Genomic DNA, 19,843 nt, shown 5'->3' on the forward strand with positions numbered 1-19,843 from the left:
TTTATGCTTTTTTATTTGTTGGTGCTTGTTTATGTGCAGCCATTTTTTGGCGAATTTCACGGCGTTGTTTTGACAGTTCTGCGTTACGAATCATATAATCATCAACACGGTTTTCGTAGTCATCACGCATATTGGCAATAATAACTCGAATTTCTTCAATAGACATTTCATCTGTAATGTATTGGGTTAGATTATCCAATAACAATACACGTTTTTGGTTATCACGAATTTTGCGATCGTTATCAGCAGTTTCTCGGTGTAATTTGTTTTTTAGACGATAAAGATGCACATATTCCAACATATCGTGGAATGATTTATTGACTTCAGACATAAAGACCTCTCTTAGTTGAGTTTTATTGAAAATAATTAAGTAAATCCTAGTCTTTTTCTGCCAATTCGTCAAAAAATTTTGTGTTAATTTTATGATTTAAATCTGTTATCAAAAAGTTCGTTAAATTTTGTAGTGATATTTAGCTTAAAAATGGTAATATCTTATCATTTATAGTTATTAAGGGATTTTGTTATGTCATCAAATATCGCTCCTCGTGAATTTGCTGCAATTGATTTAGGCTCAAACAGCTTTCATATGATTGTAGCCCGTATTGTGAATGGCTCAATTCAAGTCCTTTCTCGTCTTAAACGCCGTGTCCGATTAGCCGATGGGCTTGATGAAAATTTAATACTTAGTCAAGAAGCTATCGACAGAGGTGTCGATTGCTTGGCATTATTTGCTAAACGCTTAAAAGGCTTTTCTCCGGAGAATGTGAAGGTAGTCGGTACTTATACGCTACGAAGAGCTTCAAATAAACAAGATTTTCTTGACCAAGCAAAAGCGGTTTTTCCTTATTCTATCTCTATTATTTCGGGGCAAGAAGAAGCCCGATTGATTTATTCAGGGGTTAGCCACACACAATCTGAAACGGGTAGAAAACTCGTAGTAGATATTGGTGGTGGTTCAACAGAAATTACCATTGGCGACAACTTTAATCCAATTCGGGCGGAAAGTCGTCATATGGGGTGTGTAAGTTTTGCTAAACGTTTTTTCCCAAAAGGTGAGCTAACTATTGAGCTTTTTGATAGTGCTTATCAACTTGCAATGGAAAAAATTGAAGATTTGATGTGGGAATATCAAGAATTAGGCTGGGAACACGCACTGGGTTCTTCAGGCACAATCAAAACCGTTCATCAAGTTCTCATTGCTAATGGCTATCGTGATGGATTAATTACCGAACCTCGTTTGCAAAAAATGATTGATTTATGTTTGGAATTTAAATCGTTACACGACATAAAAATGCGAGGGCTATTGGAAGAACGAGCAGATGTATTAGTGCCTGGTTTAGCTATTTTATTAGCACTTTTCCATACTTTTAAAATTGAGACTTTGCGTTATTCTAACGGTGCTTTGCGAGAGGGGGTGATGTATGGGTTGGAAAAAAGTTTCCAAGTAGGCGATATTCGCCAACGCACAGCCGAAGCTTTAGTTGAGCAGTTTGATTTAGATAAAAAACAAGCCGCAAGAGTAGAAAAAACAGCATTTATACTTTTTGACCAAATTAGATGTTGGAAAAATCGTCGCCAAATTGAAGATTTTCGTTCTATGCTGAAGTGGGCAAGTCTATTGCACGAAATTGGTATTGTAGTTAATCATAATAATGTTCATCGCCACTCCGCTTATTTGATTTCAAATAGAGATTTACCGGGTTTTGATTTTGAACAACAGACATTGTTAGCGGTGTTAATGCGGTATCATCTTAAAGGATTCAAACGTTCTGATATTCGTAGCATTAATCGCTACCAATATCGTGATATCTTAACCCTAGTTCGTTTATTTAGGTTAGCGGTGCTACTTAATCGTTCCCGTCAAGCCACGATTGAGCCAAAGCAGATTTTTCTTACCATTGAAAATAACGATTGGAATTTAGTATTTAATGAGAGCTTTTTAAGCCAGAACCCATTAGTATTAGCTGATCTAGAAGATGAGCAAAAGACATTATCTACGGCAGATCTTTCTTTAACTATTTCTTAATAAAGATAATCTTCATTCACTATTTTCATTAACGCCATTAAGGCGTTAATGATTTCCTTTGCTAATAAAATTTGATCTACTTCGCATTTTTGAAATTTTCTTATTGAGATTATTCTGTTAAGCAATTATTCTTCTTTTATTGGAGTATATCTTCATAAATGAGTGTTTGTGGAGTAATACGTCATAGCATATTTTATGAATAGATTGAGGGAAATCTTATGTTATTAGCCGATTTATCAAGAGATGATTACGCAAAATCATTACCACCTATATTTGCAAAACTTTGCGGCAAATTAAAAAGTTTAGATTTAGCTAATTTAGAACTGGGCTGGCAGGACTTAGAAGACGGTATTCGTATGAATGTGATGTCATTTGAAACCACTCCGGCAGAAGGTAAAAAAGCGGAAATGCACCGCAAATTTGTGGATATTCAATTATTGATTGAAGGTGAAGAGATGATTGAATACGGCTTAAGCCAGCCTGATTTATCAAAATATGATGAATACCGTGATGAAGATGACTACCAGCTCACCGATGCGATTGATGATAAAAATGAAGTTGTACTTAAACCAAATATGTTTGCTATTTTCTTACCTTACGAACCACATAAACCGGGTAATTCAGTAAATAGTAACAACGTATTAAAAAAATTAGTGGTAAAAGTACCTGTGGAATTACTATAGGAGGCGAAAATGTCTGCTAGAGGAAAAATTCTGAATACAATTAGTTCTCTACAAAGCAGTTTGACAAAAACGGAAAAGAAAATAGCAGCGGTAATTTTATCTCAACCCGAATTACTGAGCCAATGTTCTTTATCTGAAGTTTCGAAGCACTTAGATGTCGGTGAGGCAACGTTTATTCGTTTTTGTCGTACGTTAGGATTTAAAGGCTATACCGATTTCAAATTGGAATTGGCAATAGAACTTGCTACTCAAAATCAAGATAAACGTGTTTTGTTAGATACAGATGTATCTGAAGGAGACACATCAAAAGATATTGCTAATAAACTAAAAAACAGTTTGGATAGTGCAATTAGTGAAACCATTAATCTACTTGATTTTGATGTACTGGAAAAAGTTGTACAGGAGTTACGAAAAGCTAAAAGAATATTTTTATTCGGTGTAGGCTCTTCAGGGCTAACGGCAGAAGATGCTAAGCATAAATTAATGCGTATCGGGCTACAAACTGATGCAGTAACCAACAACCATTTTATGTATATGCAAGCTGCTCTTGTTGAAGAAGGTGATTTAGTCATTGGTATAAGCCACTCGGGGTATTCTGAGGAAGTGGTGAAATCACTCCGTTTCTCTCGGGCTAATAAAGCTACTACAGTTGCAATTACGCATAACTTGCGTTCCCCTGTAACGGAAGAAGCAAATTATGTATTAATTAATGGTAATCGACAAGGGCATATGCAAGGGGACTCTATCGGTACAAAAATGTCGCAACTTTTTGTATTGGATTTAATTTACACCTTGTTAGTAAAAGCTGAGCCTGAAAATGCCTTAAAACAAAAACAAAAAACCTTGAACGTGATTTTAGAGCAGAGAGTTAAAGGCTAGACTTAAATAAGAAAACCTTTGGTTAATTTGATTAGACAAAGGTTTTCTCATATTACAAGCGGTCTATTTTTTCTTAAATTTTACTAATTTTAATGCGACGCTTGAGCCAAAAATAACAACACAGGCAAAGCCCATTTGTGCCATAGAAATGCGTTCGCCGAGTACAATGTAAGCAATAATGGCAGTTGAAACGGGCATTAATAGCTCCAAGACTTGATAAGTTACCAGACCTTGAGTTTGGATTATATGAAATGTAAGCACCATTCCAGCAACAATAGCATAAATACCCACAGCTATTAGCGTGAATAAAAGCCAGCTTGGCGTTGCAAAAATTTCATCAATTTTGCCCGCTTGTAGGCTTAGTAACAGGCTTGAAATGGAGGTGGTTAATGAGGTTACACAGCTTAGCGTAAAAACGTTAAGCTCTCGGCTGAATTTTACGACTAAATTTTGAATATTGCGGATAATAATCGAAAGAAATAGGAAAAATGAGCCTAAAACAAACCCTTCTCCTACAGAAATAGTTTTGCCATACCAGACAAAGCCTAATGAACCAAGAATGGTTAAGACTGAGCCAAACCAAAAACGTTTATTTTTAATCCTTTCCCTTTCATCTTTAAAGAATAGAGCTGCAATGATTACGCCGAAGGGCATTGCTAATACGCCAAAAATTGAGGCGGTAACTGCACTGGTAATTTTCACTCCTTTTAACCAAAAATACATATTGGCAGACATCATTAATCCGACAAATAACGCAATTGCAATCAGTTTCGGGCTTCTAACAAACTGAGTGAGTGATGAACGGAATTTCCATAGAATCAACAATAATAAGGCTAAACCGCCTACAAGAAATCTAACACCATTGTTATTAAGTGGATCAAAATGTAGGCTTAAAAATCGCAGCAATACGATATTTAAACCAATACCCAAAACATAGAGCAGATTAGTGAAGATTAACTGATGAGAAAGAGGCATAAATTACATATAGCTCGGTTTAACACCGAGCGTTAAGGCATAAGAAATGTGCGTAGAATAGCAAGAAAAGTGGTTATTTTACAGCAGATTATGATGTTTTTTCATCAAGAGGGGTAATGTTGGTAGCTGATGCACCTCTATCGCCTTGTACTAATTCAAATTGTACTTTTTGCCCCACTTTTAATGAGCGATAGCCTTCTGTTTTGATTTCAGAAAAATGAGCGAAAATATCACCCTCACATACATCCGATGTAATAAAACCAAATCCTTTTACATTGTTAAACCATTTAACAATACCGATATCCATATAAATCTCCCTAAATAAATGAATGACGATAATCGGATTGTAAATAAAATGCTTAAAAGCTCAACTATCAAAGTGTGGAAATTAGACAGAGATCACAAAAATTTTTAGAAAATTGATGTTTCTAATCTGATGCTCCCATCTTCCACGACTATTGCTTTACCAAATTTTTTAACCATCGCTTCTTTCATTTTACTTTCATCTAAGGTGTAAACAGGTGTGCTGTTTAAAAAACCGGCTAATCCTTCTGCAAGCATCGGTAAGAACATTTGAAGCTCAGACTGATATTTGGCTGGCGTTGCAGACCAGCTCAGCAATCGTACATCTTTTAAGAATAATGCACCTCTTTGTGGATCGTAGTAGGGCGTAGTGTCCATATTTAAATGAATCGAAGCATCATATTTTTTGCCTCTGGCTTTTAAAATGCCATCCACTGCCCCTGAAATGGCAACTTTCTTTTCTTTTGTTCTACCAATTTGGCTAGTGAGTGAATGAAGGCGATAATCTAATTCAAATAACTGCGGAATACCGACTTTATCTTGAAGAGGTACTTTTTCACTTAATTTAGTTGCTAAATAATCATTAATTTCCTGTTCACTAATACTCAGCATATTGGCATTAGCCGAAAGTATTGCGGCTGATGCAATAAATAAAGCGGTAAATTTGCGTAAAATTTTCATAATTTATTCTTTAAAATTAGGTTTAATAGTTTAAACAAGGTAAAATGTACTTGGCTATCATAGCCCATATTTTATGTTAGGACATACAAAAAATGAAAAAATTCTTATTATGCGTTAGCATTTTAACTATTGTTGCTTGCTCATCAACTGGCGTGGGGGGTAATGTAGGAGTCGGTGGTGGCTCAAATGGTGTTGGAATCGGCTTAGGCGTTGGCACAGGCTTTAGATTCTAATTTGTAAATTTTTAGCGGATTTTGACCGCTTTCACGAACTGTTTATTTGTGGATAGAAAATGAAGTACGAATTAAAAAAAACAAGTGGTAACGCTCGTCGTGGGCGTCTAACATTCAATCGCCCGAGAGGAGAATTTCACGTTGAAACTCCCGCATTTATGCCTGTTGGAACATACGGCACAGTTAAGGGTATGACCCCTGAAGAAGTTGCGGCAACAGGAGCTCAAATTCTGTTGGGTAATACTTTCCATCTTTGGCTTCGTCCGGGTCAAGAAGTGATGAAAATGCACGGCGATCTGCACGATTTTATGCAATGGCACGGTCCAATTTTAACAGACTCAGGCGGTTTCCAAGTATTTAGTTTAGGCAAATTGCGTAAAATTAAAGAAGAAGGCGTTACGTTCCAAAACCCGATTAGTGGTGAGAAAATTTTCCTTTCGCCTGAAAAATCAATGGAGATCCAATACGATCTTGGTTCAGACATAGTAATGATTTTTGATGAATGCACTCCTTATCCAGCAACCTTTGATTATGCGAAAAAATCAATGGAAATGTCATTACGTTGGGCAAAACGCTCACGTGATCGCTTTGATGAACTAGAAAACCCAAATGCGTTATTTGGTATTATTCAAGGCGGAGTATATGAAGAATTGCGTAAGGTTTCGGTTGAAAAATTGGTTGAAATCGGCTTTGATGGTTATGCAGTAGGTGGATTAGCCGTTGGCGAACCGAAAGAAGATATGCATCGTATTTTAGAATACGTTTGCCCACAAATTCCGGCAGATAAACCTCGCTACTTAATGGGCGTAGGTAAACCGGAAGATTTGGTAGAAGGTGTTCGTCGTGGTATTGATATGTTTGACTGCGTAATGCCAACCCGTAATGCTCGTAATGGTCATTTATTTGTAACTAACGGCATTGTAAAAATCCGTAATGCAAAATATCGTGAAGATACCACACCGTTAGATCCGGAATGTGATTGCTACACTTGTAAAAATTACACTAAAGCCTACTTATATCATTTAGATAAATGTGGTGAAATTTTAGGGGCAAGATTAAACACCATTCACAATTTACGCTATTATCAACGCCTAATGGCAGAAATTCGCCAAGCCATTGAAGATGATCGATTTGATGATTTTGTAGTTGAATTCTATGCCCGAATTGGCAAAGACGTGCCACCTTTACAATCTGAAGTGAATAATCAGGAGTAACAAGGAGTTTATATGCAACAACTTGAACCGCAAACCTTTGCAAGCTGGGCTGAACCCATTGATATGTTGTATGCTTGCCATAGCAAAGTAAAAAGTTTCTGCAAACAATTGCAAATTTTGCCTGATTACCTTGAAAAGAATGGGGTAAACCAGGCAGTAAAAAATGATGTTCAGCAGATCTTAAATTACTTCAACATATCCGCTCCTCTTCATCACGAAGACGAAGAAGATGATTTCTTCCCAGAGTTGATTAAAGTGCAGCCTCAAGCTCAAACTGATGTGGATGAGTTAGAACGCCAGCACGTTCATTTGCATAAAAACTGGGACGATTTATCTGCACAGCTTGAAGCTTTGCTCGCAGGCGAACGAGAAAATATCGATAGAGACTTAATCGAGCGTTTTGTGGCAGGTTATGACGTGCATATTGCGATTGAAGAGCCACTTTTCGAGCTAGGGCGTGAGTATTTAGCAGAAGATAAGCTCTCGGCGATGGGTAAAATTATGGCAGACCGCCGTAAATTATAATTTCAATGAATAAGGCGAACGAATTGTTCGCCTTTTGTATGTCAAAACGATGAAATATTCCTTAGATTTAACAGGCTATAGTTGTCCGCTTCCCTTATTAATGACTAAAAAAGCGATGAACGATCTTAAAAAAGGAGATAGTTTAGAGCTGGTGCTTAATCAGCAGAGTAGTCTTACTGATTTTGAATTGCTTGCTCAAGAGCAGAATTGGCAATTTGAAATTATCGAACAAGCGGTCGAAAATCGGGTTATTTTTACCAAATAATCTATTCTCTTTCCCAAATCGTCTTTTTTGCAAATATTATTTTATTGCTTGTATGTTTGATCGTATTAAAAGAAAGTTCCCACACATCGCTTGGTTTTAAGCGTGCAAGCGGGTGTTTTTCGTAATAAATTTGCAAAGCGATGTTTCTTGTATGCTCATCTTCCAAGCAGTTTGTAATGGCTGAAAACTGCACGCCTTCAATTTCGCTGATATTTTCCACTTGATTGCAAATCGTGCCGACAATATGCGGATTCTCTAACATCAACATTGCGTGTTGGGTCGTTTTGGCGGTTAAAATAATCAAGCGGATATTTTCGGCATCAAAGGCGTAAAAACAGCTTGCCGACCAAAAATCAGTTTGGTTATGAGTAGCAAAATTCACAACGTGATGAGATTGAATAAATTCAACAATATTTTGGGGTAGAGAGGACATTTACTCCCCCCAATGTGGGATATTAGGAATTTCAATATCTAACAGTGAAAGAGCGTGAGCAACGCTATGGGTTACCATCTCATCAAGGTTAGTTGGCTTTTGATAAAAGGCAGGAATAGGAGGGAAAATAATTCCGCCCATTTCAGTGACTTTTCGCATATTATCAATGTGAGCAAGATTAAGTGGAGCTTCTCTTACCATCAAGACCAATTTACGGCGTTCTTTTAGCACTACATCAGCGGCACGGGTAAGTAGATTATCGCTAAAACCATTCGCAATAGAGGCAAGTGTTCGCATAGAGCAAGGAGCAATAATCATACCTGCGGTTTTAAATGAGCCACTTGCAATGCTTGCTCCTACATTGTGCAGAGAATGCACTTCATCAGCTAAATGGTATAAGGTTTCCCGTTCATAATCTGTCTCCAGTGTTCGGGTAAGTTCAGCCCCTTTTGTGATGACCAGATGGGTTTCAATATCGTCAAAAGGCTTGAGTAACTCAAGCACTTTATAGCCGTATTGAAAACCGCTTGCACCGCTAATGCCGACAATAATACGCTTTTTCATTATTAACTCACTAATTGTTCCCAAAGATAAGAGATTGGCATCGCTAAAAGTAATGCAGGCAACATATTTGCCACCGGGAAAGTTTTAATTCCACAAATGCGAAAACCTGTTGCAAAGAGGAGTAATCCCCCTGTTGCCGAAAAATCAGCTAACATATTCGGTGTGGTAAGCGGCATTATGATTGATGCAAGCAAAACCAATATCACTTGAATCATCACAAGTGGTAGGGCAACGGTCGTAACAACATAACCTAATGATGTTGCAAAGATCATTGCCGTAAAGAAATCCAAGATAGATTTAATGTATAGAATACTTGGATCGCCTGTTATCCCTTCGTTTATTGCACCAAAAATGCCTGTTCCACTTACACAGAAAAGCACGAGAATCGCAATAAATTTTTCTAGAAATTCTTCTTGAGAAAGTGAATGTCTTGGCGGAAAAATATTATTGATTATACTTTGTGCTGAGCTCGCGGCTTTTCCGATCTTCTTTTCAAGATAGATTAACTCGCCAATAATTGTGCCAAGAATTAAGGCTAGTGCAACGGCAGACATATATTTTACCGAAGCAGTTAGCATCATTCCTAAGCCGAAACAGCATAAACCAAAGATCAGCGGTAATGTGATGCGAAGCCGTTCAGGTAGACGACTACCTAAATAAGCCCCTAATAAACCGCCTAAAATAACTGCTCCTGCATTAACAAAAGGTCCGAGCATAATAATCCTATTTAAATGTTGCAGTAAGCATAATCATCATAAATGAGAATACTGAAAGTAAATAGAATTTTAATGAGAACGGCTGTCCTTTTTTGAAGGCTTTAGTGGCAAAAACAATGTATAGCACTAAAAATAACACTTTAGGTAATAACCAGCTAAATTGTGCTAAGGTAAAAAATTCATACGAGAGAAAAATAACGACCGCAGCAATACCGGTTACCAATAAAATGGTATCAACAATATGAGGTGCAATCCGTAAAACGGCATATTGTCTCCAATCAACCGCTTTAGCGGCTAAAAAACCACGCACTAGCAATAATACTAAGCTGATGTAAGCTAAGCCAAAATGGGCTTTAAGAATAGTTGATAGGTACTCCATAATAATTACTCCGCAATTTCAGTTTTTAAATATTGATAAATTTCACGATAATTTTTAGCCGGTTTATTCGTCTCACGCTCTTTAATTGCCCCACGAATTAAATTGCGTAAATGCTGGCGATCTAAACTCGGATATTCATTTAACAAATTATCAAGGGAAGCATCACCCATTGCAATGAGTTGATCTCGCACTAATTCTAGTTTATGCAACAACGCCTGTTGCTGATTATGGCGATTTTTCACTTTATCTAACGCTTCTTGAATAGGTTCAGGATCTCGATTTCGCAATAATTTCCCGATAAATTGAATTTGGCGACGGCGAGCTTCCATTTTAAACCCTTGTGCTTGGCGAATTGCCTCTTTTAGCTCATCATCAAGCGGAATTTTTTCTAAATTTTGCGGTGTTAATTCAATTAACTCTGCTCCAATTTTTTTTAAATGCTCGGAATCTCGTTTAATTTCACTTTTACTGACCCAGATGATTTCTTCATCATCATCTGTCCAGTCAATCTCATTTTTGCTACGTTTTCTAGCCATTCTCTATCCTTTTTCGTATAAATTCTAAAAAATGCCATATTCTAGCAGAAATTTGAGTTAGAATATATTCCAACAAATTGAAATCATTAATGGAAAAAGAATGTCGATTACAGATAAACAAACTTTACAACAGCAAGAACAGGAATTACAACAAGCGGTTGAATTTGCCTTAAATTTTGCAAAAAAAGCAGGTGCAGAAGCAGAAGTTGGCATTACAAAAGTGGCTGGGCTTTCGGTTTCAAGCCGTTTGGAACAAGTGGAAAACATTGAATTCAATAATGATGGCTCGCTTGGGATTTCGGTCTATTTAGGCAAACGCAAAGGCAATGCCTCAACATCTGATCTACAACCAGCCTCTATTCAAAAAACGGTAGAAGCGGCATTAGCTATTGCCAAATATACGTCAGAGGATGATTGTACAGGACTTGCTGATAAAGAGATGTTAGCGTTTGACGCTCCTGATTTAGATCTTTATCATCAAGCCGATATTTCTGTTGATCAAGCGGTAGAACTTGCGATTGAAGCTGAACATTATGGTTTGAATACTGATGATCACATTGTAAACAGTGAGGGAGCAACCTTTAATTCTCATAGTGGCGTACGCGTTTATGGCAATACGCACGGAATGCTACAGAGCTATCTTTCCAGCCGCTATTCACTTTCTTGTAGCCTTATTTCAGAATATAAAGACCAACTGGAGCGTGATTATGAGTACACTATTTCTCGTGAGTTTGGCAAATTGCGACCTGCAAAATGGGTGGGCGAACAAGCGGCAATTAAAGCGGTAGAGAGACTTAACCCACAACGAATTAAGACTGCCGAAATGCCGGTGATTTTTTACAATGATGTAGCAACAGGCTTAATCGGGCACTTGGCAGCAGCAATTAGCGGCGGGGCGTTATACCGTAAATCCAGTTTCTTATTAGATAAATTAGGTGAACAAATTTTGCCTGACTGGTTTGCGATTTCAGAACGTCCGCACTTGTTACGCCAGTTAGCCTCTTCTGCTTTTGATAGCGAAGGCGTTATCACGCAAAACCGTGAAATTATTACTGATGGTGTGCTACAAACTTATTTAATGACAAGTTACTCCGGGCGAAAAATGGGCTTGAAAAGCACAGGACACGCAGGCGGCATTCATAACTGGCTAGTTAAGCCTAATCGTCAAGGTGGCTTAAATGCTTTACTCAAAGAGATGGGGTCGGGCTTATTAGTAACAGAAATGCTTGGTTCAGCAATTAATAGCGTTACAGGTGAATATTCACGTGGTGCTGCAGGTTTCTGGGTCGAGAACGGCGAAATTCAATACCCTGTAGCGGAAATCACTATTGCAGGACAGCTACAGGATATGTATAAACATTTAGTGGCTGTGAGCGATGATATTGAATACCGCTCAAACATTCAAACCGGATCAATTTTATTAGAAAAAATGATGGTTTCGGGCGAATAATTTGCAAAATTTTTAGTAAAAAAGCCCGCTTGTAATCAATTTTATTTGGAGAAATCAATGAAAAAACACCATATCGAAACCTTATACTCTAAAGATGAAGTATTAACTCGCATTAATGAGTTAGCAAAAGAAATCAATCAATATTATCAGCAAAAACAGTGCCAAAATCTTGTTGTGGTCGGCTTGTTACGTGGCTCATTTATGTTTATGGCAGATTTAGTGAGAAAGCTTGAGTTACCTGTGGAAGTGGATTTTTTAACTGCATCAAGCTATGGAAGTAGTACGGAATCCAGCCGTGATGTAAAAATTCTGAAAGATTTAGATGGCGATATTCAAGGAAAAGATGTCTTGATTGTAGAAGATATTATTGATACCGGCTTCACTTTAAGCAAAGTAGGGGAAATTCTCAAATTACGCGATCCAAATTCTCTTACAATTTGTACTTTACTTGATAAACCTTCCCGTCGCGAAGTAGATGTTCCTGTAAAATGGGTAGGTTTTGAAATTCCGGATGAATTTGTAGTTGGCTATGGTATCGATTACGCTCAAAAATACCGTAATTTAGATTATATCGGGAAAGTGGTGATTGAAGAGTAATTAATAGTATAGATGGTCCCCCCAGCCGGACTTGAACCAGCGACCAAGCGATTATGAGTCGCCTGCTCTAACCACTGAGCTATGGGGGGATAAAGTGATGTGGATTATAGAGAAAAACCGAGTAGTCGTCTAGTAGCAGAAGATTACTCGGTTAATTATTAAGCGAGGTGGAATATTATTCTTCTTTCCAAATTAAGGTTGCCATTCGTCCTGTTTGCTTATCCCTACGATAAGAGAAAAATAAATCTTCTTGGGTATAGGTGCAGTATTCTCCGCCTGAAATCTCGGTAATGCCAAGTTTATTGAGGCGTTGAGTGGCAATTTGGTAAAGATTTCCCAAAAACTTACCGCTTGTAGAGTTATCTTGAATAAAAGCTTCTTCTGCTCTTGGATCAAACGCACAGAATTGTTCAATTACTTCTTTTCCGACTTGGAAGGCTTTTGCTCCGATTGCAGGACCTAACCAAGCTGAAATTTCGTTGCTTGGACATTGAAATTTTTCAACGGTTGCTTCTAGCACGCCATCGCATAATCCTCGCCAGCCTGCGTGGGCGGCTGCAATTTCTTCTCCATCTTTACTGACAAAAAGTACAGGCAAACAATCTGCGGTCATCACTAAACAGACTTGGTTGGGCTGATTGGTATAAACTGCATCAGCCTCAATGTCTTCGCCTGAGTAGGGGAGTTCAAGCACTCTTGTGCTATGTGTTTGTGTTAGAAATAGCGGAGATTGTGGTAAATGAAATTTCTCCACAAGCAATGCACGGTTTTGAGCAACATCTTCAGGGGAGTCATTGACGTGGTCGCCTAAATTAAAACTATCAAAAGGCGGCTTACTTACTCCGCCGGTTCTAACAGTAGTAAATGCGTGAATATGCTTGGGAATATTCCAATTTGGGATAATGTTATCCATTTGCAAAAAATCTCTAAAAAACAACCGATTGTTATCTACGCACGGCAATAGCTTCGATTTCAATACCTACATCTTTTGGTAAACGAGCTACCTCAACACAAGAGCGAGCAGGGAAGTCTGGGTGTTCGTGTTCTTGGAAGAAAGCTTGGTATTCTGCATTCACAATAGCGAAATCATTTAAATCTTTAACAAACACGGTGGTTTTGACAATATCCGCAACAGTTAAGCCGGCTTGTTCAACTATTGCTTTCACGTTATTGAGAGACTGGCGGGTTTGTTGAACAATATCAGTTGGAATTTCACCCGTTTCAGGATTCACCGGAATTTGCCCGGAGGTTATCACAAGGCTCCCTAAATCAACAGCTTGTACATAAGGTCCGATTGCGGCTGGTGCATTTTCTGTTTGAATTGCAGTTGTCATCTTTATCTCCTTCATAATGAAAAATGAATGGATTAATGATAATATCTTTTTCTATTATTTGGAATAAAGAGAAGTGAATAATGAGCATTAATGTTTCAGAAATCGTATTACATCAGTTAAATAAAACAGAGGGTGAAAATCCGGAACTCAATACTTTTTTGCGTGAGAATTTATTGGCAATTACGCCTGAGGTAGATCAAATGATGTTGCAATTACATCAAGCCTACCAAAGTAAAGCGAAGGCTTATGGTATATTCAAGCCGGAATCGATATTTGCTCAGCAACTTAATCGTTTATTGGAAAAAGAGACTGATTTTCTGCCGTTTAGTCATAGTTGTGCCAAAATGTTGGCGACAGAGTTGGCGAAGTACCCGTTTGCTGATGGCGGTACTTTTATTCTCTGCCGTTATACATTCTTAGCTACGGAATATCTATTTATTGCCTTAATTGACAGCCGTAATTCAATGCTAGTTGATGAGAAGTTAGAAATTAAACGTACGCAATATTTAGAAATTGCACAATATGATATCGCTTGTCGCATTAATTTAACGGAACTGAAACTTGATGCAACATCAAACCGTTATTTAACCTTTGTAAAAGGGAGAGTGGGGCGTAAAATTGCTGATTTCTTTATGGATTTCTTGAGTGCGGAAGAAGGTTTTAATCCTCAAGTGCAAAATCAAACTTTGTTGCAAGCGGTGAGCGACTATTGCGAGCAGGGGGAACTCTCTGCCCCGCAAACCAGAGAAGTTAAAAAACAAGTATTTGACTATTGCAAAGGGCAAATTAATAGTGGTGAAGAAATTGCACTAGATGAGCTTTCAAATGCAATGCCAACATTAAATGAAATAGATTTTGCTCAATTTACTCAAGAACAGGAATATGGTTTGGAAGAAAATATTCCACCAATGCGTAATGCCTTAAAAACGCTTACTAAGTTTTCAGGTTCAGGGAAAGGCGTTACCATTAGTTTTAATGCAGAATTGTTAGGCGAACGTTTGATTTGGGATGAACTAAACGATACTTTAACAATCAAAGGATTACCGGCTAACTTGCGTGATCAGCTGGAACGTAATAAATAATGGAAAATTTTTATCAGTTTAGGTATTATCTAATTATCTGAATTTTGTATTATCAAAAGGTCAAATCTATGAAAATGAAATCTCTTTTAGCAACACTTTTAGTTGTAATGAGTGTAACTGCCTGCTCAACAGTAGAAAAAGTGGTGTATCGAATTGATGTGCCACAAGGCAATTACTTAGAACAAGATAAAATTGCACAGCTTCAAGTGGGTATGACACCCGAGCAAGTAGAATATTTACTTGGCACACCAGTGCTTAAAAATATTTTTGATACACATCGTTGGGATTATGTCTTTATTAAACGTGAAGGTTATAAAGACCCGGAGCAACGTAATTTATTTGTTTATTTTGATGCGAATGGATTAGTTTCAAAAATTGATGACAGCAATGCAAGTGCAGAGCAGAAATAACAAAATCTAATACTAAAATTAAAGAAAGCCCACCTTTTAAATAAGGTGGGCTTTCTGTTTTGGATAAAAAACAAGCAGTTACACCTAATTTTTCTAATTTTTATAATAAATTTTTCTAATTACTCTTTTCAAACATAAATTTGCTTGTTAGACTTCACACATCTTAAAACACAACATCATATAAAAATTTCAGGAGTATCAAATGAGCGATTTAAACGCCCTTTTCCAAAAAATCAAACAACGCGATCCTAACCAAGCACCTTTTCACCAAGCAGTTGAAGAAGTATTTGGTAGTCTTGCTCCATTCTTAGCAAAAAATCCAAAATATACTCAACAAGGTTTATTAGAGCGTATTGTTGAGCCGGAGCGTGTGATTAGTTTCCGTGTAACTTGGGTAGATGACAAAGGTCAAGTGCAGGTAAATCGTGGTTATCGTGTACAAATGAACTCAGCAATCGGTCCATATAAAGGTGGTATTCGTTTCCATCCAACAGTAGATTTAGGTGTATTAAAATTCTTAGCGTTTGAACAAGTATTCAAAAATGCCTTAACAACATTACCAATGGGTGGTGGTAAAGGGGGATCTGATTTTGATCCTAAAGGTAAATCTGATGCGGAAGTAATGCGTTTCTGCCAAGCGTTTATGAGCGAGTTATATCGCCATATTGGTGCAGATACAGACGTACCGGCAGGCGATATTGGCGTGGGTGGTCGTGAAATCGGCTATATGTTCGGTCAATACAAAAAATTACGTAATGAATTTACTTCTGTATTAACAGGTAAATCTCTTACTTGGGGTGGTAGCTTAATTCGCCCGGAAGCAACGGGTTACGGTACGGTTTACTTCGCAGAATCAATGCTTGCAACTAAAGGCGAGAAAATTGAAGGTAAAACAGTCGTAATTTCAGGTTCAGGTAATGTAGCACAATATGCGGCTGAAAAAGTGATCCAAAAAGGTGGTAAAGTATTGACTGTTTCTGACTCAAATGGCTATGTGTTATTCCCTGAATCAGGTATGACAGAAGAGCAATTCAACGCATTATTAGAAATTAAAAATGAACGTCGTGAACGTTTGTCAGTATATGCAAAAGAGCAAGGGTTAAAATACTTTGAAGATCAAAAACCTTGGGGTGTTAAATGTGATATCGCACTACCTTGTGCAACGCAAAACGAGTTAGATACTGAAGATGCGAAAGAATTAGTGAAAAACGGCTGTATCTGCGTGGCAGAAGGTGCAAATATGCCAACAACGCTAGGTGGTGTAGAAGTTTTCATTGACGCAAAAATCCTTTATGCACCGGGTAAAGCTGCAAATGCCGGTGGTGTTGCGACATCTGGTTTAGAAATGAGCCAAAATGCAATTCGCTTATCTTGGAGTCGTGAAGAGGTTGATCAACGTTTATTCAATATTATGAAATCTATTCACGAAAACTGTGTGGAAAACGGTACTGAATCAGGCGGATTTATCAACTATGTAAATGGTGCAAACATTGCAGGCTTCAAAAAAGTGGCAAATGCAATGTTAGAGCAAGGTATCGTTTAATTCCTATCCACTTATTATGTTGCCCTCATTATTGAGGGCTTTTTATATTGGAGTTTTACTGCATTAAATAAGAAAAATATGAAGTAGATCACAATTTTAAACATTAGTTAGCATTTTTCACAAAATTTGTTTGAAAGCATTCAAAAATTCACTTAATCTTAACGCAACAAAAATAAGTGTTGCATCTAGCAACCTAACACATAAATTTGCTTTCCGAGTGCCCCCAGAAGTGGGGCTTTTTTTATGGTTAAAATGGTATATTAGTACAATATAAAGCGTTAAGCCACTTTTTACCCTATATGCTTTTAGTCTTTTGCCTACATCTTATAAGCTTAGATATGATGAATAACTAAGGGTTTTCCTTGATATTCCACAACGTCAGCGTCAAGATTAAATACGGCTTTCAGATTTTCATTTGTAATAATTTGTTGTGGAGAGCCTATCTTTTCAATAGTGCCGTTTTTCATTGCCACAATGGTATCTGCATAAGCGGCAGCGATGTTAATATCGTGAACTACCATTACTACGGTTAGTGCTAGTTCATCAGTTAATTGACGTAGTAGTTTCATTAATTCACGAGCGTGAAACATATCCAAATTATTAAGTGGTTCATCTAATAAAATATAATTAGTCTGTTGGCAAAAAGTCATTGCAATTAGTGCTCTCTGACGTTGCCCGCCGGATAATTCATTTAAGAAACGATGAGAAAAATCAACTAAATCAAAGCGTTCAAGGGCTTCTTCCACAATATTTTGGTCTTGTTGTGTTATTCTGCCTTGATGATGAGGATAACGCCCGAACATTAGTAAATCTTTTACTGTGATTCCGCTATGGATAACATTGTCTTGCGTTAGAATTGCTAACTGCTTAGCCACTTTTTGAGAAGGCGTTTTTGCAATATTAAGATTATTTAAGTGAATTTCGCCTTCTTGAATATCTTTTAAACGTGCAATAAGGGAAAGTAAGGTTGATTTGCCCGCTCCATTTGCTCCGATTAATGCAGTAATACCGCCATTTGGAATAGTTAAATTGATATTATTTAAAATAGTAGTGTTACCAATTTTATGGTAAATATTTTTTACTGTTATCATTTTATTCCTTATTAATATTATTTTTTCCGTTTTAAAATGAGATAGATAAAGACAATTCCCCCTACAAACTCAATCACTACACTGAGTACACCTTGCATTTTCAGTACTTGCTCAAAAATGGCTTGCCCTAAAATAAGCGTAATCGCCGAAACTAAAAACGTCATCGGAATGCGTACACTGTGGTGAATAGTTGGAGTAATTGCATTAACAATTGCACAAACTAGTAATCCTAAGAATAGAATAGGTCCAACTAATGCAGTTGAAATTGAAACTAACAAGGCACAGCAGATGAGTAATTGGCGAGAAAATCGGGAGTATTCTAATCCAAGTCCAACTGCTTTATCTTGACCTAACAAAAGGATATCTAACTTATGGCGTTGCCTCCAAACCCAGATAGAACATAAAAGAGCAATGCCTAAACCAATCCAAAGTAAAGTTGGTGTTGTGATATTAAATGAAGCAAATGATGAGCCTTGAGCAACAGCAAACTCCGTTGGATCAATCATTCGTTGTAATAAATTGTTTAAACTTCTAAACAGAACACCAAAAATGACCCCAATTAAAATCATTCGGGGTAAATCCGATTTATTTTGAGTTAATGAGCTAAACAGTAATAAAGATGCTCCTAACATTAGCAATGTTTCAAAGAAGAATTTATGACTAGGATCAAGTTGGGTAAAGCCTATTCCACCAAAAAAGAAGACTAATGATGTTTGTAATAGCAGATAGAGAGCATCAAAACCTAAAATACTGGGGGTTAAAATAGGGTTATGTGTAAGCGTTTGGAATAATAAGGTTGAAACCCCAATTGTATAGGCAATAGTGCAGAGTAAAATTAATTTTTTACCTCGAAAAGTTAAAATGAAATCCCAATTCCCTTTAGCATTATAAGTAAGGTAAAAGAGTATGGATAACATTAAACTCAGGACTAAAATAATAAAACGAGATTTAACCACGATATTTTCCTTCAATACGTTTTTCTCTTATTAATAAATAGAGGAAAATAACAGTTCCAACAATACCAAAAATAGTGGATATCGGCACTTCATAAGGGGCATTAATTGAACGCCCTAAAATATCACAAAAGAGCACCAAGTTTGCACCCAATACCACCACCGTAGGCAGATTTTGGCGTAATCTATCACCGGCAATACGAGAAACAATATTAGGTACAACCAAACCAATAAAAGGGATTTGCCCAACGGTTACCACGACGATAGAGGTAATCATCGCAACAACGATCAACGCCAACCACGTCATTTGTTTATAATTTATGCCTAAATTTGTACTAATATTCTCGCCTAGCCCGGCAATCGTTAATTTATCTGCCATCACATATACAACCACTGCTAAAATTGCAGTAAGCCAGAGTAATTCATAGCGACCAGCTAAAATGCCCGAGAAGTCGCCTGAGAACCAAACAGATAAAACTTGTAGGCTATCGTTTTCGTAAGCAATATAAGTGGAAATTGCTTCAATCACATTGCCAAATACAATGCCGATTAATGGTAACATTAATTGCTGGTAAGGCGGTAAGTTACGAATAAGTAGTATAAAAATACTGATTCCGATTAATGTGCTGACTATAGCAATAGACATTTTCAGCATCAATGTAGAGGCTGGAAACATTAAGCTCGCAATAAGAATACCAATAGCTGCACTTTGGCTTGCTCCAATCATACTTGGCTCAATAAAGCGGTTTTTTAAGACGATCTGCAATACCATTCCCGCAACGGCGAGCGTTGCTCCCACTAACAATACTGCAAGAGTTCTTGGTAAACGGCTGACAAAAAAGAGCTTACTTTGCTCGGCAGAGCTAAATATCTCACTCCAGCTAAAATCAGCAACACCCACACTGGTACTGATTGGAATGAGTAACAATAAAATAAGAAGATTTAATCTAAAAAAAGAGAACATAAGATAT

Annotated in this window: 26 protein-coding genes and 1 tRNA gene; 12 read left to right on the forward strand and 15 right to left on the reverse strand. The window is 37.3% G+C overall.

The window, feature by feature from the left end:
* Position 1: 1 nt before the first annotated feature.
* Positions 2 to 331, reverse strand: a complete 330-nt coding sequence (locus X781_RS05705; RefSeq protein WP_025235930.1) for a DUF496 family protein — start codon at positions 329 to 331, stop codon at positions 2 to 4.
* 192 nt (positions 332 to 523) lie between these two features.
* On the opposite strand from X781_RS05705, the gene ppx reads away from it, so the two are divergent.
* From ppx to X781_RS05720, 3 genes are all read left to right on the forward strand, one after another.
* Complete coding sequence (gene ppx, locus X781_RS05710) at positions 524 to 2,026, forward strand: exopolyphosphatase (RefSeq protein ID WP_025235931.1); 1,503 nt, start codon at positions 524 to 526, stop codon at positions 2,024 to 2,026.
* A gap of 218 nt (positions 2,027 to 2,244) precedes the next feature.
* Positions 2,245 to 2,709 carry an N-acetylneuraminate anomerase gene (gene nanQ, locus X781_RS05715; protein WP_025235932.1) on the forward strand — a complete coding sequence of 155 codons (465 nt, stop codon included), beginning with the start codon at positions 2,245 to 2,247 and terminating at the stop codon, positions 2,707 to 2,709.
* A 9-nt stretch (positions 2,710 to 2,718) separates the two neighbouring features.
* Positions 2,719 to 3,588: a MurR/RpiR family transcriptional regulator gene (locus X781_RS05720; protein WP_025235933.1), complete on the forward strand. Its 870-nt coding sequence runs from the start codon at positions 2,719 to 2,721 to the stop codon at positions 3,586 to 3,588.
* Positions 3,589 to 3,651: 63 nt separating this feature from the next.
* Here the strand turns inward: X781_RS05720 and X781_RS05725 are convergent, their stop codons facing one another.
* The 3 genes from X781_RS05725 to X781_RS05735 form a co-directional block, all read right to left on the reverse strand.
* A complete protein-coding gene (locus tag X781_RS05725; RefSeq protein ID WP_025235934.1) occupies positions 3,652 to 4,563 on the reverse strand; it encodes a DMT family transporter in 912 nt (303 codons plus the stop codon).
* 88 nt (positions 4,564 to 4,651) lie between these two features.
* The gene (cspD, locus tag X781_RS05730) at positions 4,652 to 4,870 is read right to left on the reverse strand and encodes a cold shock domain-containing protein CspD (RefSeq protein ID WP_025235935.1); all 219 of its coding nucleotides are present in this window, start codon (positions 4,868 to 4,870) and stop codon (positions 4,652 to 4,654) included.
* Positions 4,871 to 4,974: 104 nt separating this feature from the next.
* Entirely contained in the window at positions 4,975 to 5,547 is a 573-nt protein-coding gene (locus X781_RS05735) for a DUF1439 domain-containing protein (RefSeq protein ID WP_025235936.1), read from the reverse strand.
* 92 nt (positions 5,548 to 5,639) lie between these two features.
* On the opposite strand from X781_RS05735, the gene X781_RS12390 reads away from it, so the two are divergent.
* From X781_RS12390 to X781_RS05750, 4 genes are read left to right on the forward strand one after another with little or no spacing between them, the layout of a single operon-like run.
* On the forward strand, positions 5,640 to 5,780 hold the full coding sequence (locus X781_RS12390; RefSeq protein ID WP_200865324.1) for a hypothetical protein: 141 nt from the start codon (positions 5,640 to 5,642) through the stop codon (positions 5,778 to 5,780).
* Positions 5,781 to 5,839: 59 nt separating this feature from the next.
* Positions 5,840 to 6,994: a tRNA guanosine(34) transglycosylase Tgt gene (gene tgt, locus X781_RS05740; RefSeq protein WP_025235937.1), complete on the forward strand. Its 1,155-nt coding sequence runs from the start codon at positions 5,840 to 5,842 to the stop codon at positions 6,992 to 6,994.
* Between the two features lie 12 nt (positions 6,995 to 7,006).
* Positions 7,007 to 7,519 (forward strand): hemerythrin domain-containing protein, encoded by a 513-nt coding sequence (locus X781_RS05745; protein WP_025235938.1) that lies wholly within the window; start codon positions 7,007 to 7,009, stop codon positions 7,517 to 7,519.
* Positions 7,520 to 7,568: 49 nt separating this feature from the next.
* Entirely contained in the window at positions 7,569 to 7,784 is a 216-nt protein-coding gene (locus tag X781_RS05750) for a sulfurtransferase TusA family protein (RefSeq protein WP_025235939.1), read from the forward strand.
* Between the two features lies 1 nt (position 7,785).
* Here the strand turns inward: X781_RS05750 and X781_RS05755 are convergent, their stop codons facing one another.
* From X781_RS05755 to yjgA, 5 genes are read right to left on the reverse strand one after another with little or no spacing between them, the layout of a single operon-like run.
* A complete protein-coding gene (locus tag X781_RS05755; protein ID WP_025235940.1) occupies positions 7,786 to 8,217 on the reverse strand; it encodes a hypothetical protein in 432 nt (143 codons plus the stop codon).
* Entirely contained in the window at positions 8,218 to 8,781 is a 564-nt protein-coding gene (locus X781_RS05760) for a UbiX family flavin prenyltransferase (RefSeq protein ID WP_025235941.1), read from the reverse strand.
* Between the two features lie 2 nt (positions 8,782 to 8,783).
* Positions 8,784 to 9,497 (reverse strand): DUF554 domain-containing protein, encoded by a 714-nt coding sequence (locus tag X781_RS05765; RefSeq protein WP_081732104.1) that lies wholly within the window; start codon positions 9,495 to 9,497, stop codon positions 8,784 to 8,786.
* A 7-nt stretch (positions 9,498 to 9,504) separates the two neighbouring features.
* The gene (locus tag X781_RS05770) at positions 9,505 to 9,876 is read right to left on the reverse strand and encodes a SirB2 family protein (RefSeq protein ID WP_025235943.1); all 372 of its coding nucleotides are present in this window, start codon (positions 9,874 to 9,876) and stop codon (positions 9,505 to 9,507) included.
* A 5-nt stretch (positions 9,877 to 9,881) separates the two neighbouring features.
* Positions 9,882 to 10,412, reverse strand: coding sequence for a ribosome biogenesis factor YjgA (gene yjgA, locus X781_RS05775; RefSeq protein ID WP_025235944.1), 531 nt, complete (start codon positions 10,410 to 10,412; stop codon positions 9,882 to 9,884).
* 100 nt (positions 10,413 to 10,512) lie between these two features.
* On the opposite strand from yjgA, the gene pmbA reads away from it, so the two are divergent.
* A complete protein-coding gene (gene pmbA, locus X781_RS05780; RefSeq protein WP_025235945.1) occupies positions 10,513 to 11,862 on the forward strand; it encodes a metalloprotease PmbA in 1,350 nt (449 codons plus the stop codon).
* 57 nt (positions 11,863 to 11,919) lie between these two features.
* The gene (gene hpt, locus X781_RS05785; protein ID WP_025235946.1) at positions 11,920 to 12,459 is read left to right on the forward strand and encodes a hypoxanthine phosphoribosyltransferase; all 540 of its coding nucleotides are present in this window, start codon (positions 11,920 to 11,922) and stop codon (positions 12,457 to 12,459) included.
* A 13-nt stretch (positions 12,460 to 12,472) separates the two neighbouring features.
* Here the strand turns inward: hpt and X781_RS05790 are convergent.
* From X781_RS05790 to X781_RS05800, 3 genes are all read right to left on the reverse strand, one after another.
* Positions 12,473 to 12,548: transfer RNA gene (locus X781_RS05790), tRNA-Ile, on the reverse strand.
* A gap of 86 nt (positions 12,549 to 12,634) precedes the next feature.
* On the reverse strand, positions 12,635 to 13,372 hold the full coding sequence (gene pgeF / locus X781_RS05795) for a peptidoglycan editing factor PgeF (RefSeq protein ID WP_025235947.1): 738 nt from the start codon (positions 13,370 to 13,372) through the stop codon (positions 12,635 to 12,637).
* Positions 13,373 to 13,403: 31 nt separating this feature from the next.
* Positions 13,404 to 13,793 (reverse strand): RidA family protein, encoded by a 390-nt coding sequence (locus tag X781_RS05800; protein ID WP_025235948.1) that lies wholly within the window; start codon positions 13,791 to 13,793, stop codon positions 13,404 to 13,406.
* Positions 13,794 to 13,873: 80 nt separating this feature from the next.
* Here X781_RS05800 and yejK point away from each other — a divergent pair, with 80 nt between their 5' ends.
* From yejK to gdhA, 3 genes are all read left to right on the forward strand, one after another.
* Complete coding sequence (gene yejK / locus X781_RS05805; protein ID WP_025235949.1) at positions 13,874 to 14,875, forward strand: nucleoid-associated protein YejK; 1,002 nt, start codon at positions 13,874 to 13,876, stop codon at positions 14,873 to 14,875.
* 68 nt (positions 14,876 to 14,943) lie between these two features.
* A complete protein-coding gene (gene bamE / locus X781_RS05810) occupies positions 14,944 to 15,285 on the forward strand; it encodes an outer membrane protein assembly factor BamE (RefSeq protein WP_025235950.1) in 342 nt (113 codons plus the stop codon).
* Positions 15,286 to 15,487: 202 nt separating this feature from the next.
* Complete coding sequence (gene gdhA, locus X781_RS05815; protein ID WP_025235951.1) at positions 15,488 to 16,828, forward strand: NADP-specific glutamate dehydrogenase; 1,341 nt, start codon at positions 15,488 to 15,490, stop codon at positions 16,826 to 16,828.
* 332 nt (positions 16,829 to 17,160) lie between these two features.
* Here the strand turns inward: gdhA and X781_RS05820 are convergent, their stop codons facing one another.
* The 3 genes from X781_RS05820 to X781_RS05830 are packed head-to-tail and all read right to left on the reverse strand — an operon-like array spanning position 17,161 to position 19,836.
* A complete protein-coding gene (locus X781_RS05820) occupies positions 17,161 to 17,919 on the reverse strand; it encodes an iron ABC transporter ATP-binding protein (protein ID WP_025235952.1) in 759 nt (252 codons plus the stop codon).
* 17 nt (positions 17,920 to 17,936) lie between these two features.
* Complete coding sequence (locus X781_RS05825; RefSeq protein WP_051411640.1) at positions 17,937 to 18,836, reverse strand: iron chelate uptake ABC transporter family permease subunit; 900 nt, start codon at positions 18,834 to 18,836, stop codon at positions 17,937 to 17,939.
* A 31-nt stretch (positions 18,837 to 18,867) separates the two neighbouring features.
* Positions 18,868 to 19,836 (reverse strand): ABC transporter permease, encoded by a 969-nt coding sequence (locus X781_RS05830; protein ID WP_025235954.1) that lies wholly within the window; start codon positions 19,834 to 19,836, stop codon positions 18,868 to 18,870.
* Between the last annotated feature and the right edge of the window lie 7 nt (positions 19,837 to 19,843).

It is taken from the genome of Mannheimia sp. USDA-ARS-USMARC-1261 (assembly GCF_000521605.1).
In the GTDB taxonomy this organism is placed as follows: domain Bacteria; phylum Pseudomonadota; class Gammaproteobacteria; order Enterobacterales; family Pasteurellaceae; genus Mannheimia; species Mannheimia indoligenes.

What these genes read in the sequence shown, in the direction of transcription:
- X781_RS05770 (WP_025235943.1), bottom strand. Translation starts at nt 9,876, where the DNA reads ATGGAGTACCTATCAACTATTCTTAAAGCCCATTTTGGCTTAGCTTAC.
- X781_RS12390 (WP_200865324.1), top strand. Translation starts at nt 5,640, where the DNA reads ATGAAAAAATTCTTATTATGCGTTAGCATTTTAACTATTGTTGCTTGC.
- X781_RS05735 (WP_025235936.1), bottom strand. Translation starts at nt 5,547, where the DNA reads ATGAAAATTTTACGCAAATTTACCGCTTTATTTATTGCATCAGCCGCA.
- cspD (WP_025235935.1), bottom strand. Translation starts at nt 4,870, where the DNA reads ATGGATATCGGTATTGTTAAATGGTTTAACAATGTAAAAGGATTTGGT.
- tgt (WP_025235937.1), top strand. Translation starts at nt 5,840, where the DNA reads ATGAAGTACGAATTAAAAAAAACAAGTGGTAACGCTCGTCGTGGGCGT.
- X781_RS05825 (WP_051411640.1), bottom strand. Translation starts at nt 18,836, where the DNA reads ATGTTATCCATACTCTTTTACCTTACTTATAATGCTAAAGGGAATTGG.
- yjgA (WP_025235944.1), bottom strand. Translation starts at nt 10,412, where the DNA reads ATGGCTAGAAAACGTAGCAAAAATGAGATTGACTGGACAGATGATGAT.
- X781_RS05820 (WP_025235952.1), bottom strand. Translation starts at nt 17,919, where the DNA reads ATGATAACAGTAAAAAATATTTACCATAAAATTGGTAACACTACTATT.
- pgeF (WP_025235947.1), bottom strand. Translation starts at nt 13,372, where the DNA reads ATGGATAACATTATCCCAAATTGGAATATTCCCAAGCATATTCACGCA.
- X781_RS05830 (WP_025235954.1), bottom strand. Translation starts at nt 19,836, where the DNA reads ATGTTCTCTTTTTTTAGATTAAATCTTCTTATTTTATTGTTACTCATT.
- nanQ (WP_025235932.1), top strand. Translation starts at nt 2,245, where the DNA reads ATGTTATTAGCCGATTTATCAAGAGATGATTACGCAAAATCATTACCA.
- yejK (WP_025235949.1), top strand. Translation starts at nt 13,874, where the DNA reads ATGAGCATTAATGTTTCAGAAATCGTATTACATCAGTTAAATAAAACA.
- X781_RS05760 (WP_025235941.1), bottom strand. Translation starts at nt 8,781, where the DNA reads ATGAAAAAGCGTATTATTGTCGGCATTAGCGGTGCAAGCGGTTTTCAA.
- X781_RS05720 (WP_025235933.1), top strand. Translation starts at nt 2,719, where the DNA reads ATGTCTGCTAGAGGAAAAATTCTGAATACAATTAGTTCTCTACAAAGC.
- hpt (WP_025235946.1), top strand. Translation starts at nt 11,920, where the DNA reads ATGAAAAAACACCATATCGAAACCTTATACTCTAAAGATGAAGTATTA.
- X781_RS05705 (WP_025235930.1), bottom strand. Translation starts at nt 331, where the DNA reads ATGTCTGAAGTCAATAAATCATTCCACGATATGTTGGAATATGTGCAT.
- X781_RS05750 (WP_025235939.1), top strand. Translation starts at nt 7,569, where the DNA reads ATGAAATATTCCTTAGATTTAACAGGCTATAGTTGTCCGCTTCCCTTA.
- X781_RS05755 (WP_025235940.1), bottom strand. Translation starts at nt 8,217, where the DNA reads ATGTCCTCTCTACCCCAAAATATTGTTGAATTTATTCAATCTCATCAC.
- gdhA (WP_025235951.1), top strand. Translation starts at nt 15,488, where the DNA reads ATGAGCGATTTAAACGCCCTTTTCCAAAAAATCAAACAACGCGATCCT.
- bamE (WP_025235950.1), top strand. Translation starts at nt 14,944, where the DNA reads ATGAAAATGAAATCTCTTTTAGCAACACTTTTAGTTGTAATGAGTGTA.
- X781_RS05765 (WP_081732104.1), bottom strand. Translation starts at nt 9,497, where the DNA reads ATGCTCGGACCTTTTGTTAATGCAGGAGCAGTTATTTTAGGCGGTTTA.
- ppx (WP_025235931.1), top strand. Translation starts at nt 524, where the DNA reads ATGTCATCAAATATCGCTCCTCGTGAATTTGCTGCAATTGATTTAGGC.
- pmbA (WP_025235945.1), top strand. Translation starts at nt 10,513, where the DNA reads ATGTCGATTACAGATAAACAAACTTTACAACAGCAAGAACAGGAATTA.
- X781_RS05745 (WP_025235938.1), top strand. Translation starts at nt 7,007, where the DNA reads ATGCAACAACTTGAACCGCAAACCTTTGCAAGCTGGGCTGAACCCATT.
- X781_RS05800 (WP_025235948.1), bottom strand. Translation starts at nt 13,793, where the DNA reads ATGACAACTGCAATTCAAACAGAAAATGCACCAGCCGCAATCGGACCT.
- X781_RS05725 (WP_025235934.1), bottom strand. Translation starts at nt 4,563, where the DNA reads ATGCCTCTTTCTCATCAGTTAATCTTCACTAATCTGCTCTATGTTTTG.